The organism is Rhodococcus sp. NPDC057297, from assembly GCF_042667435.1.
In the GTDB taxonomy this organism is placed as follows: domain Bacteria; phylum Actinomycetota; class Actinomycetes; order Mycobacteriales; family Mycobacteriaceae; genus Rhodococcoides.
On record NZ_JBHUZE010000004.1, the window covers coordinates 150039 to 168058 of the forward strand.

15 protein-coding genes and 1 pseudogene are annotated in these 18020 nt (G+C 64.8%); 10 read left to right on the top strand and 6 right to left on the bottom strand.

Going from position 1 to position 18020, the window contains the following annotated elements; all coding sequences use genetic code 11:
* The first annotated feature begins 14 nt into the window (after positions 1 to 14).
* From ACFULT_RS14135 to ACFULT_RS14145, 3 genes are read left to right on the top strand one after another with little or no spacing between them, the layout of a single operon-like run.
* Positions 15 to 1862 (top strand): ABC-F family ATP-binding cassette domain-containing protein, encoded by a 1848-nt coding sequence (locus ACFULT_RS14135; protein ID WP_378481740.1) that lies wholly within the window; start codon positions 15 to 17, stop codon positions 1860 to 1862.
* A gap of 11 nt (positions 1863 to 1873) precedes the next feature.
* Positions 1874 to 3115, top strand: a complete 1242-nt coding sequence (gene cobA, locus ACFULT_RS14140) for a uroporphyrinogen-III C-methyltransferase (RefSeq protein ID WP_037111485.1) — start codon at positions 1874 to 1876, stop codon at positions 3113 to 3115.
* Between the two features lie 11 nt (positions 3116 to 3126).
* On the top strand, positions 3127 to 4629 hold the full coding sequence (locus tag ACFULT_RS14145; RefSeq protein WP_037111488.1) for an MFS transporter: 1503 nt from the start codon (positions 3127 to 3129) through the stop codon (positions 4627 to 4629).
* A gap of 13 nt (positions 4630 to 4642) precedes the next feature.
* Here the strand turns inward: ACFULT_RS14145 and mgtE are convergent, their stop codons facing one another.
* The gene (gene mgtE / locus ACFULT_RS14150) at positions 4643 to 5989 is read right to left on the bottom strand and encodes a magnesium transporter (RefSeq protein WP_378481741.1); all 1347 of its coding nucleotides are present in this window, start codon (positions 5987 to 5989) and stop codon (positions 4643 to 4645) included.
* A gap of 107 nt (positions 5990 to 6096) precedes the next feature.
* Here mgtE and ACFULT_RS14155 point away from each other — a divergent pair.
* A pseudogene (locus ACFULT_RS14155) lies at positions 6097 to 7209 on the top strand (DUF418 domain-containing protein); the annotation flags it as partial.
* Positions 7210 to 7225: 16 nt separating this feature from the next.
* Here the strand turns inward: ACFULT_RS14155 and ACFULT_RS14160 are convergent.
* Positions 7226 to 8449, bottom strand: coding sequence for a DUF2786 domain-containing protein (locus ACFULT_RS14160; RefSeq protein WP_378481742.1), 1224 nt, complete (start codon positions 8447 to 8449; stop codon positions 7226 to 7228).
* Positions 8446 to 9189 (bottom strand): peroxide stress protein YaaA, encoded by a 744-nt coding sequence (gene yaaA / locus ACFULT_RS14165; RefSeq protein ID WP_378481743.1) that lies wholly within the window; start codon positions 9187 to 9189, stop codon positions 8446 to 8448. Before yaaA ends, ACFULT_RS14160 begins: the two co-directional genes overlap by 4 nt.
* Positions 9190 to 9237: 48 nt before the next feature.
* Here yaaA and ACFULT_RS14170 point away from each other — a divergent pair, with 48 nt between their 5' ends.
* On the top strand, positions 9238 to 10986 hold the full coding sequence (locus ACFULT_RS14170; protein WP_037111494.1) for a proline--tRNA ligase: 1749 nt from the start codon (positions 9238 to 9240) through the stop codon (positions 10984 to 10986).
* 96 nt (positions 10987 to 11082) lie between these two features.
* Positions 11083 to 12807, top strand: a complete 1725-nt coding sequence (locus tag ACFULT_RS14175) for an acyl-CoA dehydrogenase family protein (RefSeq protein ID WP_378481744.1) — start codon at positions 11083 to 11085, stop codon at positions 12805 to 12807.
* Here the strand turns inward: ACFULT_RS14175 and ACFULT_RS14180 are convergent.
* On the bottom strand, positions 12804 to 13397 hold the full coding sequence (locus ACFULT_RS14180) for a TetR/AcrR family transcriptional regulator (RefSeq protein WP_037111498.1): 594 nt from the start codon (positions 13395 to 13397) through the stop codon (positions 12804 to 12806). The genes ACFULT_RS14175 and ACFULT_RS14180 overlap by 4 nt on opposite strands.
* 77 nt (positions 13398 to 13474) lie before the next feature.
* Here ACFULT_RS14180 and ACFULT_RS14185 point away from each other — a divergent pair, with 77 nt between their 5' ends.
* Complete coding sequence (locus ACFULT_RS14185) at positions 13475 to 14977, top strand: DHA2 family efflux MFS transporter permease subunit (protein ID WP_037111500.1); 1503 nt, start codon at positions 13475 to 13477, stop codon at positions 14975 to 14977.
* On the opposite strand, the gene ACFULT_RS14190 is transcribed toward ACFULT_RS14185, so the two are convergent.
* Both ACFULT_RS14190 and ACFULT_RS14195 read right to left on the bottom strand, forming a co-directional pair.
* Positions 14883 to 15323, bottom strand: a complete 441-nt coding sequence (locus ACFULT_RS14190; protein WP_094721868.1) for a ferritin-like domain-containing protein — start codon at positions 15321 to 15323, stop codon at positions 14883 to 14885. The genes ACFULT_RS14185 and ACFULT_RS14190 overlap by 95 nt on opposite strands.
* Positions 15320 to 15817, bottom strand: a complete 498-nt coding sequence (locus ACFULT_RS14195) for a hypothetical protein (RefSeq protein WP_037111502.1) — start codon at positions 15815 to 15817, stop codon at positions 15320 to 15322. Before ACFULT_RS14195 ends, ACFULT_RS14190 begins: the two co-directional genes overlap by 4 nt.
* A gap of 136 nt (positions 15818 to 15953) precedes the next feature.
* Here ACFULT_RS14195 and rimP point away from each other — a divergent pair, with 136 nt between their 5' ends.
* The 3 genes from rimP to ACFULT_RS14210 all read left to right on the top strand — a co-directional run bounded on the left by rimP (position 15954) and on the right by ACFULT_RS14210 (position 17957).
* Positions 15954 to 16529: a ribosome maturation factor RimP gene (gene rimP, locus ACFULT_RS14200; RefSeq protein ID WP_037111585.1), complete on the top strand. Its 576-nt coding sequence runs from the start codon at positions 15954 to 15956 to the stop codon at positions 16527 to 16529.
* The gene (gene nusA / locus ACFULT_RS14205) at positions 16526 to 17536 is read left to right on the top strand and encodes a transcription termination factor NusA (RefSeq protein WP_037111503.1); all 1011 of its coding nucleotides are present in this window, start codon (positions 16526 to 16528) and stop codon (positions 17534 to 17536) included. The genes rimP and nusA overlap by 4 nt, the downstream gene beginning before the upstream one ends.
* Positions 17537 to 17648: 112 nt before the next feature.
* Positions 17649 to 17957: a YlxR family protein gene (locus tag ACFULT_RS14210; protein ID WP_378481745.1), complete on the top strand. Its 309-nt coding sequence runs from the start codon at positions 17649 to 17651 to the stop codon at positions 17955 to 17957.
* The last annotated feature ends 63 nt before the right edge of the window (positions 17958 to 18020 follow it).

The window sequence follows — 18020 nt, forward strand, 5'->3', positions numbered from 1 at the left end:
ATAGATTTGTCGGCGTGGCTCACCTCGAACTGACCGACATCGACTACTTCCTGCCCGACGGCAGGCAGCTTCTCAGCGGCGTCGGATTCCGTGTCGGAGACGGCGCCAAGATGGCGTTGATCGGACCGAACGGCACGGGCAAGACCACGTTGACTCGCATCGTCTCCGGCGACATCGAACCCGAGGACGGCGCTGTCACCCGATCGGGTGCGCTCGGGGTCATGCGTCAGTTCGTCGGGAGTGGAGCCGGCGGAACGACCAGTGGGGTTGGGAGTGGAGCCGGCGGAACGACCAGTGGGGTCGGGAGTGGAGCCGGCGGAACGACCAGTGGGGTCGGGAGTGGAGCCGGCGGAACGACCAGTGGGGTCGGGAGTGGAGCCGGCGGAACGACTGTTCTGGATCTGTTGCTGTCGGTGTCCGCGCCCGCGGTGCGCCGAGCCGCCGAGGCTCTGGACGCGGCCGAGAACGCGATGATGGAGACGGACGACGAGAAGACGCAGATGAAATATGCTGCAGCGCTCTCGGATTGGGGCGACATCGGGGGATATGACCTGGAACCGTTCTGGGACAAGGTGACGATGGCGGCGCTCGGTACGCCGTTCGATGTCGCGAAATGGCGTGATGTGTCGACGTTGAGCGGTGGCGAGCAGAAGCGTGTCGTGCTCGAGGCGTTGTTCGCCGGTTCCGACGAGTTGCTTCTACTCGACGAGCCGGACAACTACCTGGATGTTCCCGGTAAGCGGTGGCTGGAGAAGACGATTCGTGAATCGGACAAGTCTGTTCTCTTCATCAGTCACGACCGCGAGCTCATCGCGAATGCGGCGACCCGCATCGTCACTCTCGAACCAGGAATCAACGGGGCCACCTCCTGGGTCCACGGCGGAGGCTTCGCCACCTACTACGACGCGCGAGAGGACAGAAACGCCCGGCTCGACGAGCTTCGACGTCGCTGGGACGAGGAACGAGTGAAACTGCGGGCGCTCGTTCTCCGTTTGCGGGAGAAAGCGAAGTTCAACGACGGTATCGCCGCCCGCTATCAGGCCGCACAGACGAGGCTCGCGCGATTCGAGGACGCAGGCCCTCCCGAGGCGGTTCCACTGAAGCAGAAGGTGACGGTACGGCTGCACGGTGGGCGCACCGCCAAACGCGCGCTGGTGTGTACCGGCCTGGAGCTGACCGGGTTGATGAAGCCGTTCGACACGGAGATCTGGTTCGGTGATCGGGTGGCCGTGCTCGGTTCCAACGGATCCGGCAAATCGCACTTTCTTCGGCTGCTCGCGGCGGGTGGTACCGACCCCGAGCGGGAGCACCTCCCGGTACAGGAACTCGAGATCGCGCCCGTACCGCACAGCGGCACCGCCGTGCTGGGTGCGCGGGTGCGGCCAGGACTGTTCGCGCAGACTCACAGCAGGCCGGATCTCCACGGCAAGACGTTGCTGGACATACTGCATCTCGGCAACGAGCACCGTGACGGAATGGGACGCGAGGCCGCGAGCCGTGCACTCGATCGTTACGGCCTGTCACTCGCCGCAGAGCAGTTGTACGACAACCTGTCCGGTGGGCAGCAGGCACGGGTTCAGATTCTTCTGCTGGAGCTGTCCGGTGCCACCCTGCTGCTACTCGACGAGCCGACGGACAACCTCGACCTGGTGTCCGCGGACTCGCTGCAAGACGCCATCACGGCATTCGAGGGGACCGTCGTCGCCGTCACCCACGACCGATGGTTCGCGCGCAGCTTCGACCGGTTCCTCGTTTTCGGATCCGACGGGCAGGTCTACGAATCGAGTGAGCCTGTCTGGGACGAAACACGGGTCGAGCGCAAGCGAGGCCTACGGGAGCGAGCCCTGAAGGCAACGCGGTAGCGTTTCGTCCCGTGAATGTCTCCACATCGAGTGAGTCCGACGCGACCGATTCTCCCTATCTGGTCGGCCTGAATCTGTCCGGGCGGCGTGTTGTCGTCGTCGGCGGTGGCACTGTTGCGCAGCGTCGGCTGCCGTTGTTGATCTCGTCGGGTGCGGTGGTTCATGTCATCACTCGTGAGGCGACGCCCGCGGTGGAGGGCTGGGCGACGGCAGGTCAGGTGACGCTGGAACTGCGGGACTACCGCGACGGAGACATTGCGGACGCGTGGTACGCGATCGCGTGCACCGACGAAGCCGAGACCAACGCGGCCATCGTCGCCGAGGCCGAACGGGCCAGAACCTTCTGCGTCCGGGCGGACGTCGCGCGCGACGGAACCGCGGTCACGCCTGCGTCGGCGGATTACGACGGTCTCACGCTCGGTGTGCTGGCCGGGGGCCAGCACCGTAGATCGGCAGCGGTGAGGACCGCGGTGCTCGAAGCTTTGCAGTCCGGTGTCGTCACCGACGCCGCACACGCCCCGCACACCGGCGTCGCACTCGTCGGCGGTGGTCCAGGCGATCCCGACCTCATCACCGTTCGCGGGCGTCGCCTGTTGACCTACGCCGACGTCGTGGTCACCGACAGACTCGCGCCGCCGGAGTTGCTGGCCGAGCTCGGCCCCCACGTCGAGGTCATCGACGCATCGAAGATTCCGTACGGGCGCGCGATGGCCCAGGAGGCAATCAACCAGGCGCTGATCGACGGAGCGAAGGCAGGGAAGTTCGTCGTCCGGCTCAAGGGCGGAGACCCGTACGTCTTCGGCCGTGGTTACGAGGAACTCGAAGCTCTCACCGACGCGGGAATCCCGGTCACCGTCGTGCCGGGAATCACCAGTGCGATCTCCGTGCCGTCCGCTGCGGGCGTGCCGGTGACGCATCGAGGTGTGACTCACGAATTCGTCGTCGTCAGCGGACACGTCGCGCCGGACCACCCCGACTCTCTCGTCGACTGGGACGCACTGGCGCGACTCAAGGGCACGATCGTGCTCCTGATGGCCGTCGAGCGGATCGACAAATTCGCGGCGGTGCTGATGAACGGCGGAAGAGCCGCGTCGACGCCGGTCCTCGTGGTCCAGGAGGGGACGATGCGTACCCAACGCGAGGTACGGGCGGACCTCTCCACGGTGGCCCAGAAGGTCAAGGACGAGGGCATACGTCCACCTGCGATCGTCGTAATCGGAACCGTTGCTGGTTTTTCTGTGAACTCTCGGTAACGTGAACCCCCGTGCCTGATCACACGCAGCCCGCAGCGCCCACGACGCAGATCGTCTACCCGGTCACCACCAGGGCATTCGGTCTGGCGATCATCGTTCTCAGCGGACTGCAGCTCATGGTGGTTCTCGACGGGACGGTCGCCAATCTGGCTTTGGCGCCGCTGCAGGCGGATCTGGGATTGAGCGACGCGGGTCGCAACTGGGTGTTGACGTCGTACGCACTGGCGTTCGGCGGCCTCATGCTTCTGGGCGGGCGCCTCGGCGATGCGTTCGGTCGCAAGAAGATGTTCCTCGGTGGCGTCGTGCTGTTCACCATCGCGTCGCTGTTGTGCGGGCTCGCCGTCAACGAAGCGACGTTGGTCGCCGCGCGTGCACTGCAGGGCGTGGGCGCTGCGGTGGCGTCGCCGACGGCCTTCGCGCTCGTGGCCACGACGTTCGCGCCGGGCCCGGTTCGTAATCAGGCCATCGCGATCTACGCCGCGATGACGGGTGTCGGTTCCATCGCCGGACTGATCATCGGCGGCGCTCTGACGCAAGTGTCCTGGCGCTGGATCTTTCTGATCAACGTGCCGATCGGCATCCTGATCGTCATCCTCGCGGTGGTGTCGCTGAAGGAAACCGCAGGCGTCCGCCTGACCCTCGATGTTCCTGGCGCGATACTCGGCACCCTCGGCTGTACCGGCGTGGTCCTCGCGCTCAGCGAAGGCACCGAACTGGGGTGGCTCAGCCCATTGGTGATCGGTTCCCTCGTCGCGGGTCTGATCCTGCTGGGGCTGTTCCTCGTCGTCGAGCGTCGAGCGGCCAACCCGCTGCTCCCATTTTCTCTGTTCGCCAGCAAGGACCGCGTCGCTACCTTCGTCGCGATCTTCTTCGCCGGCGGCGTCATGTTCTGCCTGGCCGCGTTCGTGGCTCTGTTCGTTCAGGACATCCTCGGCTACAGCCCACTCGCCGCAGGTCTCGCGTTCGTGCCGTTCGCCTTCGGCCTGGGTGCTGCCGCGTTCATCACCTCCCAACTGGTCGTGCGCATTCAGCCGAGATGGTTGGTCATGACAGGCGCACTGATCATGATCGGGTGGCTGCTGTTCTCGGTCGCCACCATGGACGCAGAGTCGTCGTACTTCCCCGGCATCTTCTTCCCGGTCATCGGTATCGGATTCGGCGTCGGCATGGCATCGATACCGCTGCCGCTGTGCGCGATCGCCGGGGTGCAGGCCACCGAAATCGGCCCACTGACCGCCATCGCCCTCGTCGCGCAGACCCTCGGCGGCCCGGTAGCGCTCGCGATCGTCGGCGCACTGGTCACTTCTCGGACGCTCTCGCTCGGCGGCACCACGGGCCCGGCAACGTTGATGAACGACGTCCAGCTCGGCGCCCTGAGCTCGGGCTACATGTTCGCTCTCTTCTGCTGCTCCATCCTCGCCGTCGTGGCAGGCCTCGCGGCGTTCTTCATTCGCTTCACCCCCCAACAGGTCGCCCAGGCCCAGGCCGCGCAGGAGGACGCCCAATCGGCCTAGACACCCAATCGACCTAGACGCCCAGCACGAGCTTCGCGATCGCGAAGTAGACGATCAATCCCGTTGCGTCGCAGAACGTCGAGATGAACGGCGTCGAGAACACCGCGGGATCGACGCCGATCTTCTTGGCCAACAGCGGCATGGCACCGCCGACCGTTGCGGCCAACGTGCAGATCGCGAGGAGAGTGGATCCGATGACCAGGCCGAGGTGCCAGTCGTAGACCAGGCCTGCGATGACGAAACCGAGCGTTCCGCGCATCGCGCCCATGGTTGCGCCCACGCGAATCTCGCGGAACAGTACCGCGCCGATATCGCGTGGGCGTACGTCGCCGACGGCAAGTGCTCGAGTCACCGTGGTGGCGGCTTGGGATCCGGTGTTGCCACCGGTTCCGGTCAGCAGCGGAATGAACAGCGCGAGCGTTACCACCGCAGCCAGCGCATGCTCGAAGATCTCCAGCACTTGCACGGTGAGAATGGCGGACAGTGCGAGGACGAGAAGCCACACCACACGCGATCGGACGATGCTGAGCACCGGAGTGGCCAGGTACGGCCGGCGCAGAGGCTCGGTGCCGCCGGCACGGGCCGCGTCCTCGTCCTCGGCGTCCTCGAGAATGCGTGATGCCTGGTCGATGGTGAGGATGCCGATCAAGCGATTCTCCGAATCGACGACCACGACGGCTGGGCTTCGATGGTCGAGGCACGAACGGGCGGCTTCCTCGGCGGAGACGTCGGCCGTGACGACGGGCCGGCTCGTGGAGAGGTTGTCGACGACTGTCGTGGGGTCGGCGGTGGCGACGTCGGCGAGGGTCGCGACGCCGACGAGCCGTCGGCTGTCGTCGGTGATCGGAAGCAGATAGACGGACTCGGCACCGGCTCCGATCGCCCGAACCTGAGCCAGGGCCTGGTCCGCCGTCGTGGTGGGGTGGACACGGACGTACTCGGGGCTCATCCGCCGTCCGACGGATCCTTTCGCGTAGCCGAGCATCGGCGCGGTGAGCTCACGCTCCGTCCGTGAAAGTCCCTGCATCAACCGGTGCGCCACATTGGAGGGAAGTTCGTCGACGAGTTCGACGCGATCGTCGGGATCCAGTTCGGCGAAGAGCGTGACGACGTCGTCGTCTCGCAGCGCGTTGACGAGTTCGCTGCGGACCGACGCGTCGAACTGCTCGAACACATCGAGTGCGCGATCCTTCGGCAGCAATCGGTACAGCACCGCTCGTTCGGCGGAGTCCGTACGTTCGAGAATTCGCGCTGCGTCGGCAGGCGGCAGGTCCGCGACGAGCTGGGACATGCCGGCGAGATCTTTCGCGCGAAGCAGTTCCGTCGAGCGGGTGATGACGTCGTCGAGAGTGTGGTGCACTCGTCCATTGTGCCGAGTGCACCGAGCGTGAACGTGTGGGCTGCTTCCCTTCGGGGTCCGTCGAAAGGAGGACGCGATGAATGCATCGATGTCGTTACCGTCGAGCCATGGCGACGCTCGAACGGTATCGATCATTGGATGTATTGCGCGGCATCGCGATTGCAGGCACGCTCGGCACCAACGTCTGGATCTTCACCAGCGGATCCGGGCTCGTCGGATATCTCGATGCTGTCGGGAAAGGTGACGGTGGGTGGGGTCTGGTCGAACGAATTCTGCAACAATGCGCCCAGGGCAAGTTCCTCGGTCTTCTGACCGTCATGTTCGGTATGGGGCTTGCGATCCAGCAGCGGTCGGCGTCGACGCGAGGGGAACCGTGGCCAGGTCGATACCCCATCCGGGCGGCACTGCTCTTCGTCGACGGGGTACTGCACTTCCTTCTGTTCACCGAATTCGACGTGCTGATGGGGTATGCCGTCACCGGTTTCGTCGTCGCGTACGTTCTCGTCGGTGGGGAACGTGCTCAGCGGCGGTGGATGATCTGCGCCGCCGGCGTACACGTCGTGATGATCTCGGCGATCGCAGCACTGCTGGCCTCCGCGTCGGAGGGTACGCAGCCGTCACCGCTGCAGCCCAACCCGTACGCGGACGGCTCGTTCTGGGATCTGGTGCTCTTCCGTATCGACAACGCTGTGGTGTTCCGCTCCGAGACGGTGTTGATCCTTCCGATGTCGATTGCACTGTTCTTGTTGGGGGCAAGCCTGTTTCGCGCGGGAGTGTTGTCCGCATCGGGGAGAACTCTTCGACGGAGGATGATGGTTCTCGGGACGGCCGCGCTGCCTATCGACTTCGCGTTAGGACTGGTGGGCGGAGACCCTGGAATCATCGTATCTCGATACCTGACAGCACCGTTGGTATCCCTTGGGATTCTGGCGTTCGTGGCCGCTTTGTACGTTCGAGGTGATCGCGACGGCTTCGTGACCGCGCGGCTCACCGAGATCGGACGAATGGCATTGTCGAGCTACGTTCTCCAGAACGTGGTGGCCTCGGTGCTGTGCTACGGGTGGGGATTCGGGATCGCGGCGAAACTCGATGCGCCCGCGCAGAAGGTCCTCGGTACGGTCGCGGTTTACCTGGTGACGGTGTCGATCCTGAGCCTGTTCGCACACCTGTGGCTGCGGCGCCACCGACGTGGGCCGATCGAATGGTTGTGGAACTACTCGGCGGGAATCGGCGTGGCTACGACAGGTTGGCCTCGTCGGCGGCAGCCTGGCCGGAGTGCCATCCTTCGGCGTCGAGTCTGGGTCCTCGCATGGCCCGGACCCGGGGGAACAACCGATCGAATTCCTCTTCGACGGCCGCAGTCTGTGCGGCGAGCATCGGGAGCAGGCTTCCCGACTGTTCTGTTGCCTCCTCGAGGGCGAGTGCGCCGACGTCGGCGAGACGCTCGCCGATCCTGACGGCATAGGCGAACAGAAACGCCTTGCCGAACGCAGCAGATGCAGCGCCCTTGCGTCGCTTGGCTTTCGGCGAGTGCGACAGTGCCCGCGTCGCCTGGACGAGCAACGAGGTGAACAGCAGTTCGGTCTGCTCGACGTCGACGGGGGAGCCGACGAGAGTAGCGACGGCGAACTCGGGATCCCAGATGGACTTGACTCGATTGACGTCGCCGACGGCGTGCAGCAACTGTGCTTTCGCAGGTGCATGAGGGTTGTCGACGTGGACTCGACGGCTGATCACGTCGACGTTGCCTTCGGTCAACAGCAGCGAGTCGATCGAGTACCGCGTCATCAGTTCCTGCGCCTTGGCGGTCAGGGTCTCGGCTTCTTCTTCGAAGTCAGTGGCGTCCGCTTTCGCGAGCAATCCGCGGATCCTGCCGAGCACCTTGCCGTTCGGTGATTCACCGGTCGTCACGCCGCGGTCCATGCGAGGAGCACGCTTGCGTGGCCACTGTGAGGGCAGCGGCCCGATCTGCGGCCATCTCGGCAATTGTTGCCATTGCCCCAGAAGCGCGAGCACCGCGATCCATTGATCACTGGCAGCGATGTAGTCCGATTTTCCGCTCGCCGACAACTGTGCCGCCAGGAAGCTCGGAGACGCTTCGACTCGGGCCGCAGCTTTGGGATACGCGGCACAGATCTCCGAGAGCTGATCGACCCAGCTCTGCGGCGCCCGGTCGTCGGCGTCGGTCAGATCCGATTGGTGCAGAATTGCCGCTGCCGCAAGCGAAGACACAGCGACCGTTTGTTGGCGTCGCACGATGTGCAGCAGGTCGAACGGTTGCCATCCTGCTTCGTACATCGTCTGGATCATGTTGGTGAGAGCCAGCGACCCGAGTGCCTGCGGGTCGAACTCGTCGAGCGCGATCAACCGGTCGGCGATGTCGTCGACGAGTCGCAGGTCCTTGCTGCGGCCGAACGAAGCGTCGGCGCCCTGCCTCAGGAGCGAAGGAACCGGGTTCATTCGGTGAGCACGATCAACTCGGTCGGCGACGCGACCTCTACGCGAAGCCCGGACTTCGCTGCGACCCGTGCCACTCCGTTGACGTCCTTCGGTTCGGCGGTCGTCAACGTCAGTGCCCGAGCCAGCAGACCTTTGTGGTGCTTGTTGAAGTGGCTGACGACGGACCGGGTGCCATCGGGCTTCTCGGTCAGCACGGTCGCAGTCACCGCCCCTGGCACCGGCCCCAACTGCTGATAGGTCCCGGATCGAAGATCGACCACCAGCTCGTCGGCCTCGGCCAGAAGTGCCTCGGTCAGGTCCGGCTTCCACAGTGAGCGCAGCGTGCCGAATCCGGGGATCTTCGACCCGCCGGACAGGCGGTACGACGGGATGGGATCGGTCGCACGGACCACTCCGAACAGAGCGGAGCCGATCCACAGGCGTGCCGCGGCCCGGGCGCGGCCCGCACGCGTGAACGAACCGGCGTCGAGTGCGTCGTACAGTACGCCGGTGTAGCGGCTGAGAGCAGGAGCGGTCGGCGACGTCCACAGCACCGCGTTGCGCTGGATTTCGTCGGCCTGGGTCGGACCGAGTCCGAGGGCCGCGCTCGAGGCCTCGACGTCCGCAGCCAACTCGACCAGGGCATCCGCGAGCTTCTGCCGCAACGGCGTGAGGTCCGGCAACGACAGCTCGCCGAGGTCGAGAGGTGATCCCGCACCGCCGTCGGACTTCGTTTCGGAGGGTGGGAGCAGGATGAGCACGGGGAGCAACGTTACCGTTTCGCCGGGCACCGACTACTCTCGTACCCCGTGATCACCCGTCTTTCGCAGTTGTTCCTTCGCACCCTCCGCGACGACCCCGCCGACGCCGAGGTGGACAGCCACAAGCTTCTGGTTCGTGCCGGCTACGTCCGTCGTATCGCACCGGGTGTCTACTCGTGGCTGCCACTGGGTCTGAAGGTGCTCCGGAAGATCGAGAACGTCGTCCGTGAAGAGATGAATGCGATCGGCGCACAAGAGATCTCGTTGCCTGCCCTGCTGCCTCGTGAACCGTACGAGTCCACCAATCGATGGACCGAGTACGGCGACGCGCTGTTTCGGCTGAAGGACCGCAAGGGCAATGACATGCTGCTCGGTCCGACTCACGAGGAACTGTTCGCGCTCACGGTCAAGGGTGAGTACAACTCCTACAAGGACCTGCCGGTCACCCTGTACCAGATTCAGAACAAGTACCGCGACGAGGAGCGTCCCCGCGCAGGCGTTCTGCGTGGTCGTGAGTTCATCATGAAGGACTCGTACTCCTTCGACCTCGACGAGGACGGGTTGAAGGCGTCCTACCACGCCCACCGCGAGGCCTATCAGCGCATCTTCGCGCGGCTCGGTATCAAGTACGTCATCGTCGCGGCCACGTCCGGCGCCATGGGCGGCAGTGCCTCCGAGGAGTTCCTCGCCGAGAGCGAGGTCGGTGAGGACACCTACGTTCGCTGCATCGAGTCCGGCTATGCGGCCAACGTCGAAGCCGTCACCACCGCCCGCCCGGACTCGCTGCCCATCGAGGGTCAGCCCGAGGCGGTCGACTACGAGACCGGCGAGACCCCGACCATCGCGACACTGGTCGACTGGGCCAACAGTGCAGATCTCGGCCGGACCGTCACCGCCGCGGACACGCTGAAGAACATTCTGCTCAAAGTGCGGCAGCCCGATGGTGAATGGGAACTGCTCGCCGTCGGCGTCCCGGGAGACCGCGAGGTGGACGAGAAGCGTCTCGAAGCGTCGCTCGAGCCCGCCGAGTACCAGTTGCTCACCGACGCGGACTTCGAGGCCAACCCCTTCCTGGTCAAGGGGTACATCGGGCCTCGTGGCCTGCAGGCCAACGGTGTTCGGTACCTCGTCGACCCCAGGATCGTCGACGGAACGTCGTGGATCACCGGCGCGGACGTCAAGGGCAAGCACGTCGCGAACCTCGTCGCCGGCCGCGACTTCACTCCGGACGGAACCATCGAGGCGGCCGAGGTGCGCGACGGTGACATGTCGCCTGACGGGCGCGGACCGCTCGTCAGTGCGCGCGGAATCGAGATCGGCCACATCTTCCAGCTCGGTTACAAGTACACCGACGCGTTCACGGTGGACGTTCTCGGTGAGAACGGCAAGCCGGTGCGGCTCGTACAGGGTTCCTACGGTGTCGGCATCACGCGTGCCGTAGCCGTGGTGGCCGAGCAGATGCACGACGACAAGGGCTTGCGTTGGCCTGCGGAGATCGCGCCGTACGACGTTCACTTGGTCATCGCGAACAAGGACGAGGCTGCGCGCGACGGTGCCGAGGCGATCGTGTCGGAGTTGAACCTGCAGGGACTCGACGTGCTGTTCGACGACAGGAAGGCGTCGCCTGGCGTCAAGTTCAAGGACTCCGAGCTGCTCGGCATGCCTCTGGTGGTCGTCGTCGGCCGCGGATGGGCAGACGGCAAGGTCGAACTTCGGGATCGGTTCTCCGGTGAGAGCGTCGAGTTGGACAAGGAGACGGCCGTCGCGGACATCGTGAAAGCGGTTCGGGGCTCCTGATTCCTCTCTCCCTGTCGGTTACTCACTGGTAGCTTTGGCGGGAGCGGAGTCTGCGAAGTGAGTTCGCGGGAACCGCACCGACAAGGAGAGGTGACAATGGTGTCGCAGATTTCTCTGTTCGATCCCACGAAGCTCGACGTGACGCGTTTGGACGACGAGACTGCTCGGCAGTTGCGCGCGCTGATCGACTGGTTCGAGAGTCGTGGCAAAGCGAAACTGCTCTCCGACGACCTCGACGCGGTCTGGACGGCGGATTTCCTCGCATTCGTCGCGAAGGAGAAACTGTTCGCCACGTTCTGCACGCCCGCTGCGTACGCGGACGGTGACCCGAACAAGCGGTGGGATGCCTCGCGGAACGCGATGCTCAGCGAGATCCTCGGCTTCTACGGCCTGTCCTACTGGTACGCGTGGCAAGTCACTGTCCTCGGGCTGGGTCCAGTCTGGATGAGCGACAACGACGCAGCCAAGCGCCGGGCTGCGGAGTTGCTGGACGAGGGCGGCGTCGCGGCGTTCGGTCTGTCCGAACGGGCACACGGTGCCGACGTCTATTCCACCGACATGCTTCTGGCTCCCGGCGGGGGAGACGGGGTCGAGTTCATGGCGTCGGGCGAAAAGTACTACATCGGCAACGGCAACGTGGCAGGGACGGTGTCCGTGTTCGGTCGTCGCACCGATGTCGAGGGTCCCGAAGCGTACGTCTTCTTCGTTGCGAACAGTAACCATGACAACTATGTGTTGCGAGACAACGTGGTTCACGGTCAGATGTTCGTCAGCACGTTCGCGCTGGAGAACTACCCGGTCCGGGCCGAGGACATCCTGCACACCGGCGCCGACGCGTTCTCGGCGGCGCTGAACACCGTCAACGTCGGCAAGTTCAACCTGTGCACCGGGTCGATCGGGATCTGCGAGCATGCCTTCCACGAGGCGATCACTCACGCGCACAATCGCATCCTCTACGGCAACCGGGTCACCGATTTTCCGCACGTGCGAGCAAGTTTCGTCGACGCGTACGCGCGGCTGATCGCCATGAAACTGTTCAGCGCTCGTGCCCTCGATTACTTCCGATCCGCTTCGGTGGAGGACCGTCGGTATCTCCTGTTCAATCCGATGACCAAGGCCAAGGTCACGTCGGAGGGCGAAACCGTGGTTCGTACATTGCACGACGTCATCGCAGCGAAGGGGTACGAGAAGAACACGTACTTCAGAGAGGCGGCGCAACTGATCGGCACGTTGCCCAAACTCGAAGGCACGGTCCACGTCAACGTGGCGTTGATGCTCAAGTTCATGCCGGCGTACATGTTCGCGCCCACGGAGTTTCCGGCGGTCGAGGTTCGCGACGACGCGTCGGACGACGCCTTCTTCTTCGCTCAGGGACCGGCGCGCGGCGCGAGCAAGGTCCGGTTCCAGGACTGGGTGCCCGTGTACGAGAAATACTCGGCCGTGCCCAACGTCGGGCGTTTCTACGAGCAGGTGTTGGCGTTCAAGCAGTTTCTGACCGAGTCGGCGCCCAACGAGGAGCAGCAGCGTGATCTCGACTTCCTGCTGAACGTCGGGCACCTGTTCTCGCTCGTGGTCTACGGTCACTTGATTCTCGAGAGCGCGGACGCGGTATCGACCGACGTTCTCGATCAGATCTTCGACTTTCAGGTACGCGACTTCTCTGCGTATGCCGTTGCGTTGTACAGCAAGCCGTCCTCGACGGAGGCGCAGCAGGCATGGGCTGTCGGCGCGCTGCGCAAGCCCGTCGTGAACGCCGCGAGATTCGACGCAGTGTGGGGCGAAGTCCTGGCGTACGACAATGCGTACGAGATGCAGCCCTAGCCCGAGGTCTTGACGAACTGGGCCAGCTTCGGCCCGAATGCACAATCGGCGAGTTCGGCGAGGGGAGACTCGTCGGAGGAGTGTTCGACCGCCTGGATTGCCAGCAGGCAGTTGAGCAACATGCCGTGCGCGATGAAGTCGCGTGCCTCGTCGGGCGTGCACCCGGTGCGTTCGCGTATCTGGGTGTAGATCGCGGACATGCCGTCACGCGCTTGGGTGCCGATCTCCGGTGTGGTGCTCGCGGTGAAACCGTGCATCATGACCAGGAGAAGGTCTCGGTCGGTGACGAGATCCGCGTACGCCCGACCCAGTGCGGGCCAGACGTCGGGCTCCGACGGTGACTCGTCGAGAACGCGATCGAACGCGCGCATGATCCCGTCGATCGCGCGCTGGAACACGAGGCGGAACAGTTCGCTCTTGGTGCCGAACATCCGGACGACGTAGGGCTGAGACACGCCCGCTTCCTTGGCGACGGCGTCTGTGCTGGTTCCGGCGTAGCCGCCCCTGGCGAACGCTCGGGTGGCGGCGTCGAGCACCAATTCACGGCGGTCGGCTGCGTCCATGCGGGTGGTCTTCGTCGGCGCTGGCATGTTGACAGGTTATCAGTTGATAACTAGCGTCCCCAGTCAAGTAATCATTCGATGCTTACAACCTTCGGAGGCTTGCCATGTCCACGACGACCGCTCCGCCGCACATCGACACCCAACGGCGAATTCCGATCTGGGTCGGAATTCTCGCCGCGTCGCTACCGATGTTCATGGCGACCCTCGACAACCTGGTGATGACCAGTGCGCTCCCGGTGATCCAGGCAGACCTGTCGGCCTCGGTCGGAGAACTGCAGTGGTTCATGAATGCGTACACGCTGAGCTTCGCGACGCTGATGCTCGCGGCCGCGACGCTCGGCGACCGGTGGGGCCGCCGCAATGTCTTCCTCGGGGGCATCGCCGTGTTCACGGTCGCCTCGATCGGCTCCGCGCTCGCGACGACACCGGTGATGCTCATCGCTGCCCGAGCGATTCAGGGCGCGGGAGCCGCTGCCATCATGCCACTGTCCCTGACGCTGCTCGCCGGAGTCGTGCCCGCCGCGAAACGTGCACTTGCCATCGGGATCTGGGGCGGAGTGTCCGGGCTCGGTGTCGCGCTCGGTCCGGTCGTCGGCGGCGCAGTCGTCGACGGTGTCTCGTGGGAAGCCATCTTCTGGATCAATGTCCCCGTGGCACTCGTCGCGGTGCCCCTCGCACTCGTGGCGCTGAAGGAGTCCTACGGACATCGTCAGCCGCTGGACCTCGTCGGAATCCTGCTCGCAGGCGCGGGCGTCTTCCTGCTGGTGTGGGCGGTGGTGCACGGAAACGAGGACGGATGGGCCTCGGCGACGGTGCTTCTCTCGTTCATCGGATCGGCGGTGTCCATGGTGGCGTTCGTGATGCGACAGAGGTCGACGAAATTCCCGGTCGTTCCACTTCGGTTGTTCCGCTCTCGTAGTTTCTCCGTCGCCAACATCATCGGTGTGTCGTTCACTCTCGGGATGTTCGGCGCGGTCTTCCTTCTGTCTCAGTATCTGCAGATCGTCATGGGATACACCCCGTTCCAAGCTGGTCTTCGGACGTTGCCGTGGACGGCTGCCCCGATGATCGTGGCACCCCTGGCAGGAGTGCTGGCACCTCGGCTGGGTCTACGGACGCTGCTCGTCGCAGGTCTGACGCTGCAGTCCGGAGCCTTGGTGTGGATGGCCGCGATAGTGGAACCGGGAACCTCGTACATCAGCATGATTCCCGCCCTGGCCATGGCCGGAATCGGCATGGGCCTGACATTCGCGCCGTCGGCGACGGCGGTGCTCACCGACATGTCTGCTGTCGATCACGCCACGGCCAGCAGCACCAACTCGACCATTCGCGAGATCGGTATCGCGCTCGGAATCGCTGTTCTCACAGCGGTCTTCCTGGGCAGCGGGGGAGCGTTGACTCCCACCGGGTACACCGACGCGTTGGCTCCCGCATTGTTGGTCGGCGCCGCAGCTGTCGCGGTCGGAATTCTGGCCGCGCTGTTCATGCCCTCGGGCATTGCCGCGACGACGCCTACGGCTGACCCGGAAACGCCACCGTCGCCGGAACCACTCCCAGGATCGTCCGCCAGTTCGCAAGTCTCAGCGCAGCTTCGGTCAGCGCGGTGATTCCGATCTCGCGAGTGGGGCCGGACCGGCTGCGCTCGATCACCGAGCGCCACGCGACCGACGTGTCCGCTTCGGCCTGAGCGGCAAGCTGGACGGCGGTGACGGGATCGGTCACCGGAAACGGTGTGGTGTACGCGGTCGCGGGCTGCGGCGGGGTGACGCTCGCCGCAGTCAGTGCATCGATGGTGGCGTCACGTCGTGCCCGGTGAGCAGCCGCGTAGGTTGCCACAAGGTCCGCGCGCGCAGGATTGGAGAAAGCGCCGACGATGCCGTAGGCGAACACCGCGGCGTACTCGGCCTGCAGCGCATCGACGAGCGCCTGCTGCTCTTCACCTAGCTCGTTCACGACAACACCACCTCCACGGAGGTCGTGCACGCGGCGCTGATCGAACCCAGCAAGCCGGCGCGGAAGCCGGATTCGTTGCGCGCCGAATCAGCGGCGCTGCGTGCAGAATCGGTCAGCGCAGCCACCAACTCGTCCCACGTCGGAGGCGGGCCGGAGGAATCGGTCGTGACCGAAGCAGCAGGCGTCGTCGTCGACCCGCCTGCGACGCGGTCTATCTCCGTCGCCAACGCGTCGGCATGTGCGGTGCGCTCGAGTTCCACGACCGACAGTGCAGCAGCACGATCCGGGATCGAGGCAGCGAGCGCCGCGGCCGACCGCGCGTCCTGGCGAGCCTGCCGCAAGTGCGTGGTGAGTGTGTCCACCGTCTCGGCGGTGTCCTGGCCCGGCGTGCAGGCTGTGACCGAGGTGAGCCCGGCCGCCGCGAGGGCCGCCCCCGCTACCAGTCGAAACGACGCGCGACGTGTGAGTGGGCGAGATAGCGCGGGCGTCAGCACGCGTCCATGCTGCCAGGTCTCACTTTGCCGGTGCGCACCCGCACCTGGTCACGGGCCGCCGCGATGGGCGCTAGGCTGTACGTTCACCGTCTGAGGAACCGATCCGCCCACAACTTCACGAGGAGTGCACACCACGATGCCTGTTCCGTCCAAGGAGAGGGTCGTCGAGCTCCTGTCCGACCTGATCGACGCACACGGCTTCGACCTCGAGGACGTCACCGTCGTTGCAGCCGGCAAGCACAGTGCCGTTCGGATCATGGTCGACCGTGAACAGGGAATCGATCTGGACACCCTGCCGTCGCTCAGCCGAGAGATCTCCGACGTGTTCGACGGGGTGTCGGACTTCGGCGAGGCGCCGTACACGCTCGAAGTCACCACTCCCGGAATCGACCGACCGCTGACGCTCGAACGGCATTGGCGTCGGGCACGGGGTCGAGCGGTGCGGATCGAATTGGCGGACGAGAAGTTCGACGCCAGGATCGGCGCACTCGACACGGGCGTCGTGACGGTTGTGACGAAGACGAAGGGTGTTCTCTCGACACGCCGGGTGGCGTTGACGGACGTCGTCAAAGCAGTTGTGCAGGTGGAATTCTCGCGGCCGAAGTCCGAGGAGATGGAACTGGCGGGCGGCGTCGTGGACGGGCGGCCTGCGCCGGCCGACGCCGAGAACACCGTGAACGTGGAAGAACCGGAAGAAGGGTCCGACAAGTGAATATCGACATTGCGGCGCTGCGCGCCATCGAGGCGGACAAGGGAATTTCGATCGAGACGGTCATCTCGACTATCCAGACCGCTCTGTTGACCGCATACCGCCACACGGAAGGTCACCAGCAGCACGCATGGATCGACGTCGACCGCAAGAGTGGCTCGGTCAAGGTCATGGCCAAGGAGATCGACGAGGACGGGAACACGATCTCGGAGTGGGACGACACTCCTGAAGGCTTCGGCCGTATCGCAGCGACCACTGCTCGCCAGGTCATTCTGCAGCGTCTGCGTGACGCCGAGCACGAGCGTTCGTTCGGAGAATACTCGACCCACGAAGGCGAGATCGTCGGCGGCGTCATCCAGCGAGACACCCGCGCGAACGCGAAAGGCACCGTGATCGTACGGATCGGAAGCGACGCCAACGGCGCCGATGGCTTGTTGCCTCCTGCCGAGCAGGTTCCGGGCGAGTCGTACGAGCACGGTGAACGCATCAAGTGCTACGTCGTGGGCGTCGCCCGCGGAAACCGTGGACCTCAGATCACGTTGTCGAGAACCCACCCGAACCTCGTACGCAAGCTGTTCGCCCTCGAGGTGCCCGAGATCGCGGACGGTTCCGTCGAGATCATCGCCGTCGCCCGAGAGTCCGGTCACCGGTCGAAGATCGCGGTGACCTCCACGGTGTCCGGCCTCAACGCCAAGGGCGCGTGCATCGGTCCGATGGGCCAGCGTGTGCGCAACGTCATGAGCGAACTTGCGGGGGAGAAGATCGACATCATCGACTTCGACGAGGACCCCGCTCGCTTCGTCGGGAATGCTCTGTCGCCGTCGAAGGTTGTGTCGGTGACGGTGGTCGACGCCGCCGCTCGTGCCGCACGTGTCATCGTCCCCGATTACCAGTTGTCTCTGGCGATCGGCAAGGAAGGGCAGAACGCTCGATTGGCTGCCCGTCTGACCGGATGGAGAATCGATATCCGCAGCGACGCGGCCGTGGCACCCGAGGCGACCAGCGGGTAAAGACAGAATGCGGGGTTCGGGGCAATACAGCGGTAGAGTAGTCGGTGGTTCGGAATTGAACTCCACGCCCTTCCGTCATGGGAGCACCGGTTCGACGCCTACACGTCTGCCGGTGCGCACCTGTGTCGGATGCAAGGAGCGGGTTCCGGCAGTCGATCTGCTGCGAGTCGTGGTCGGTCGGACGGGTGATTCGGATTCCTCGGAATTCGTGATCGTCCCGGACGTCCACCGCAGGCTTCCAGGTCGGGGCGCTTGGCTGCATCCCGTCTCGGAATGTCTGGTCAATGCGGAACGACGCCGAGCATTCGGCAGAGCACTACGAGTACAAGGAGTGGTCGACGTGACCGCGGTGGAAGCCTTCATCGGAAACGGTGCAGAGGCCCACACCGAGGAACCGGTGGCTCCGAATACAGAGCAGTGAATGCAGAGCAGTGAATGCAGAGCTACACCCGTCGAGAAGAACAGGCAACAGCACTGATGAGCA

What these genes read in the sequence shown, in the direction of transcription:
- ACFULT_RS14175 (WP_378481744.1), top strand. Translation starts at nt 11,083, where the DNA reads ATGGTGTCGCAGATTTCTCTGTTCGATCCCACGAAGCTCGACGTGACG.
- ACFULT_RS14185 (WP_037111500.1), top strand. Translation starts at nt 13,475, where the DNA reads ATGTCCACGACGACCGCTCCGCCGCACATCGACACCCAACGGCGAATT.
- ACFULT_RS14160 (WP_378481742.1), bottom strand. Translation starts at nt 8,449, where the DNA reads ATGAACCCGGTTCCTTCGCTCCTGAGGCAGGGCGCCGACGCTTCGTTC.
- rimP (WP_037111585.1), top strand. Translation starts at nt 15,954, where the DNA reads ATGCCTGTTCCGTCCAAGGAGAGGGTCGTCGAGCTCCTGTCCGACCTG.
- ACFULT_RS14180 (WP_037111498.1), bottom strand. Translation starts at nt 13,397, where the DNA reads ATGCCAGCGCCGACGAAGACCACCCGCATGGACGCAGCCGACCGCCGT.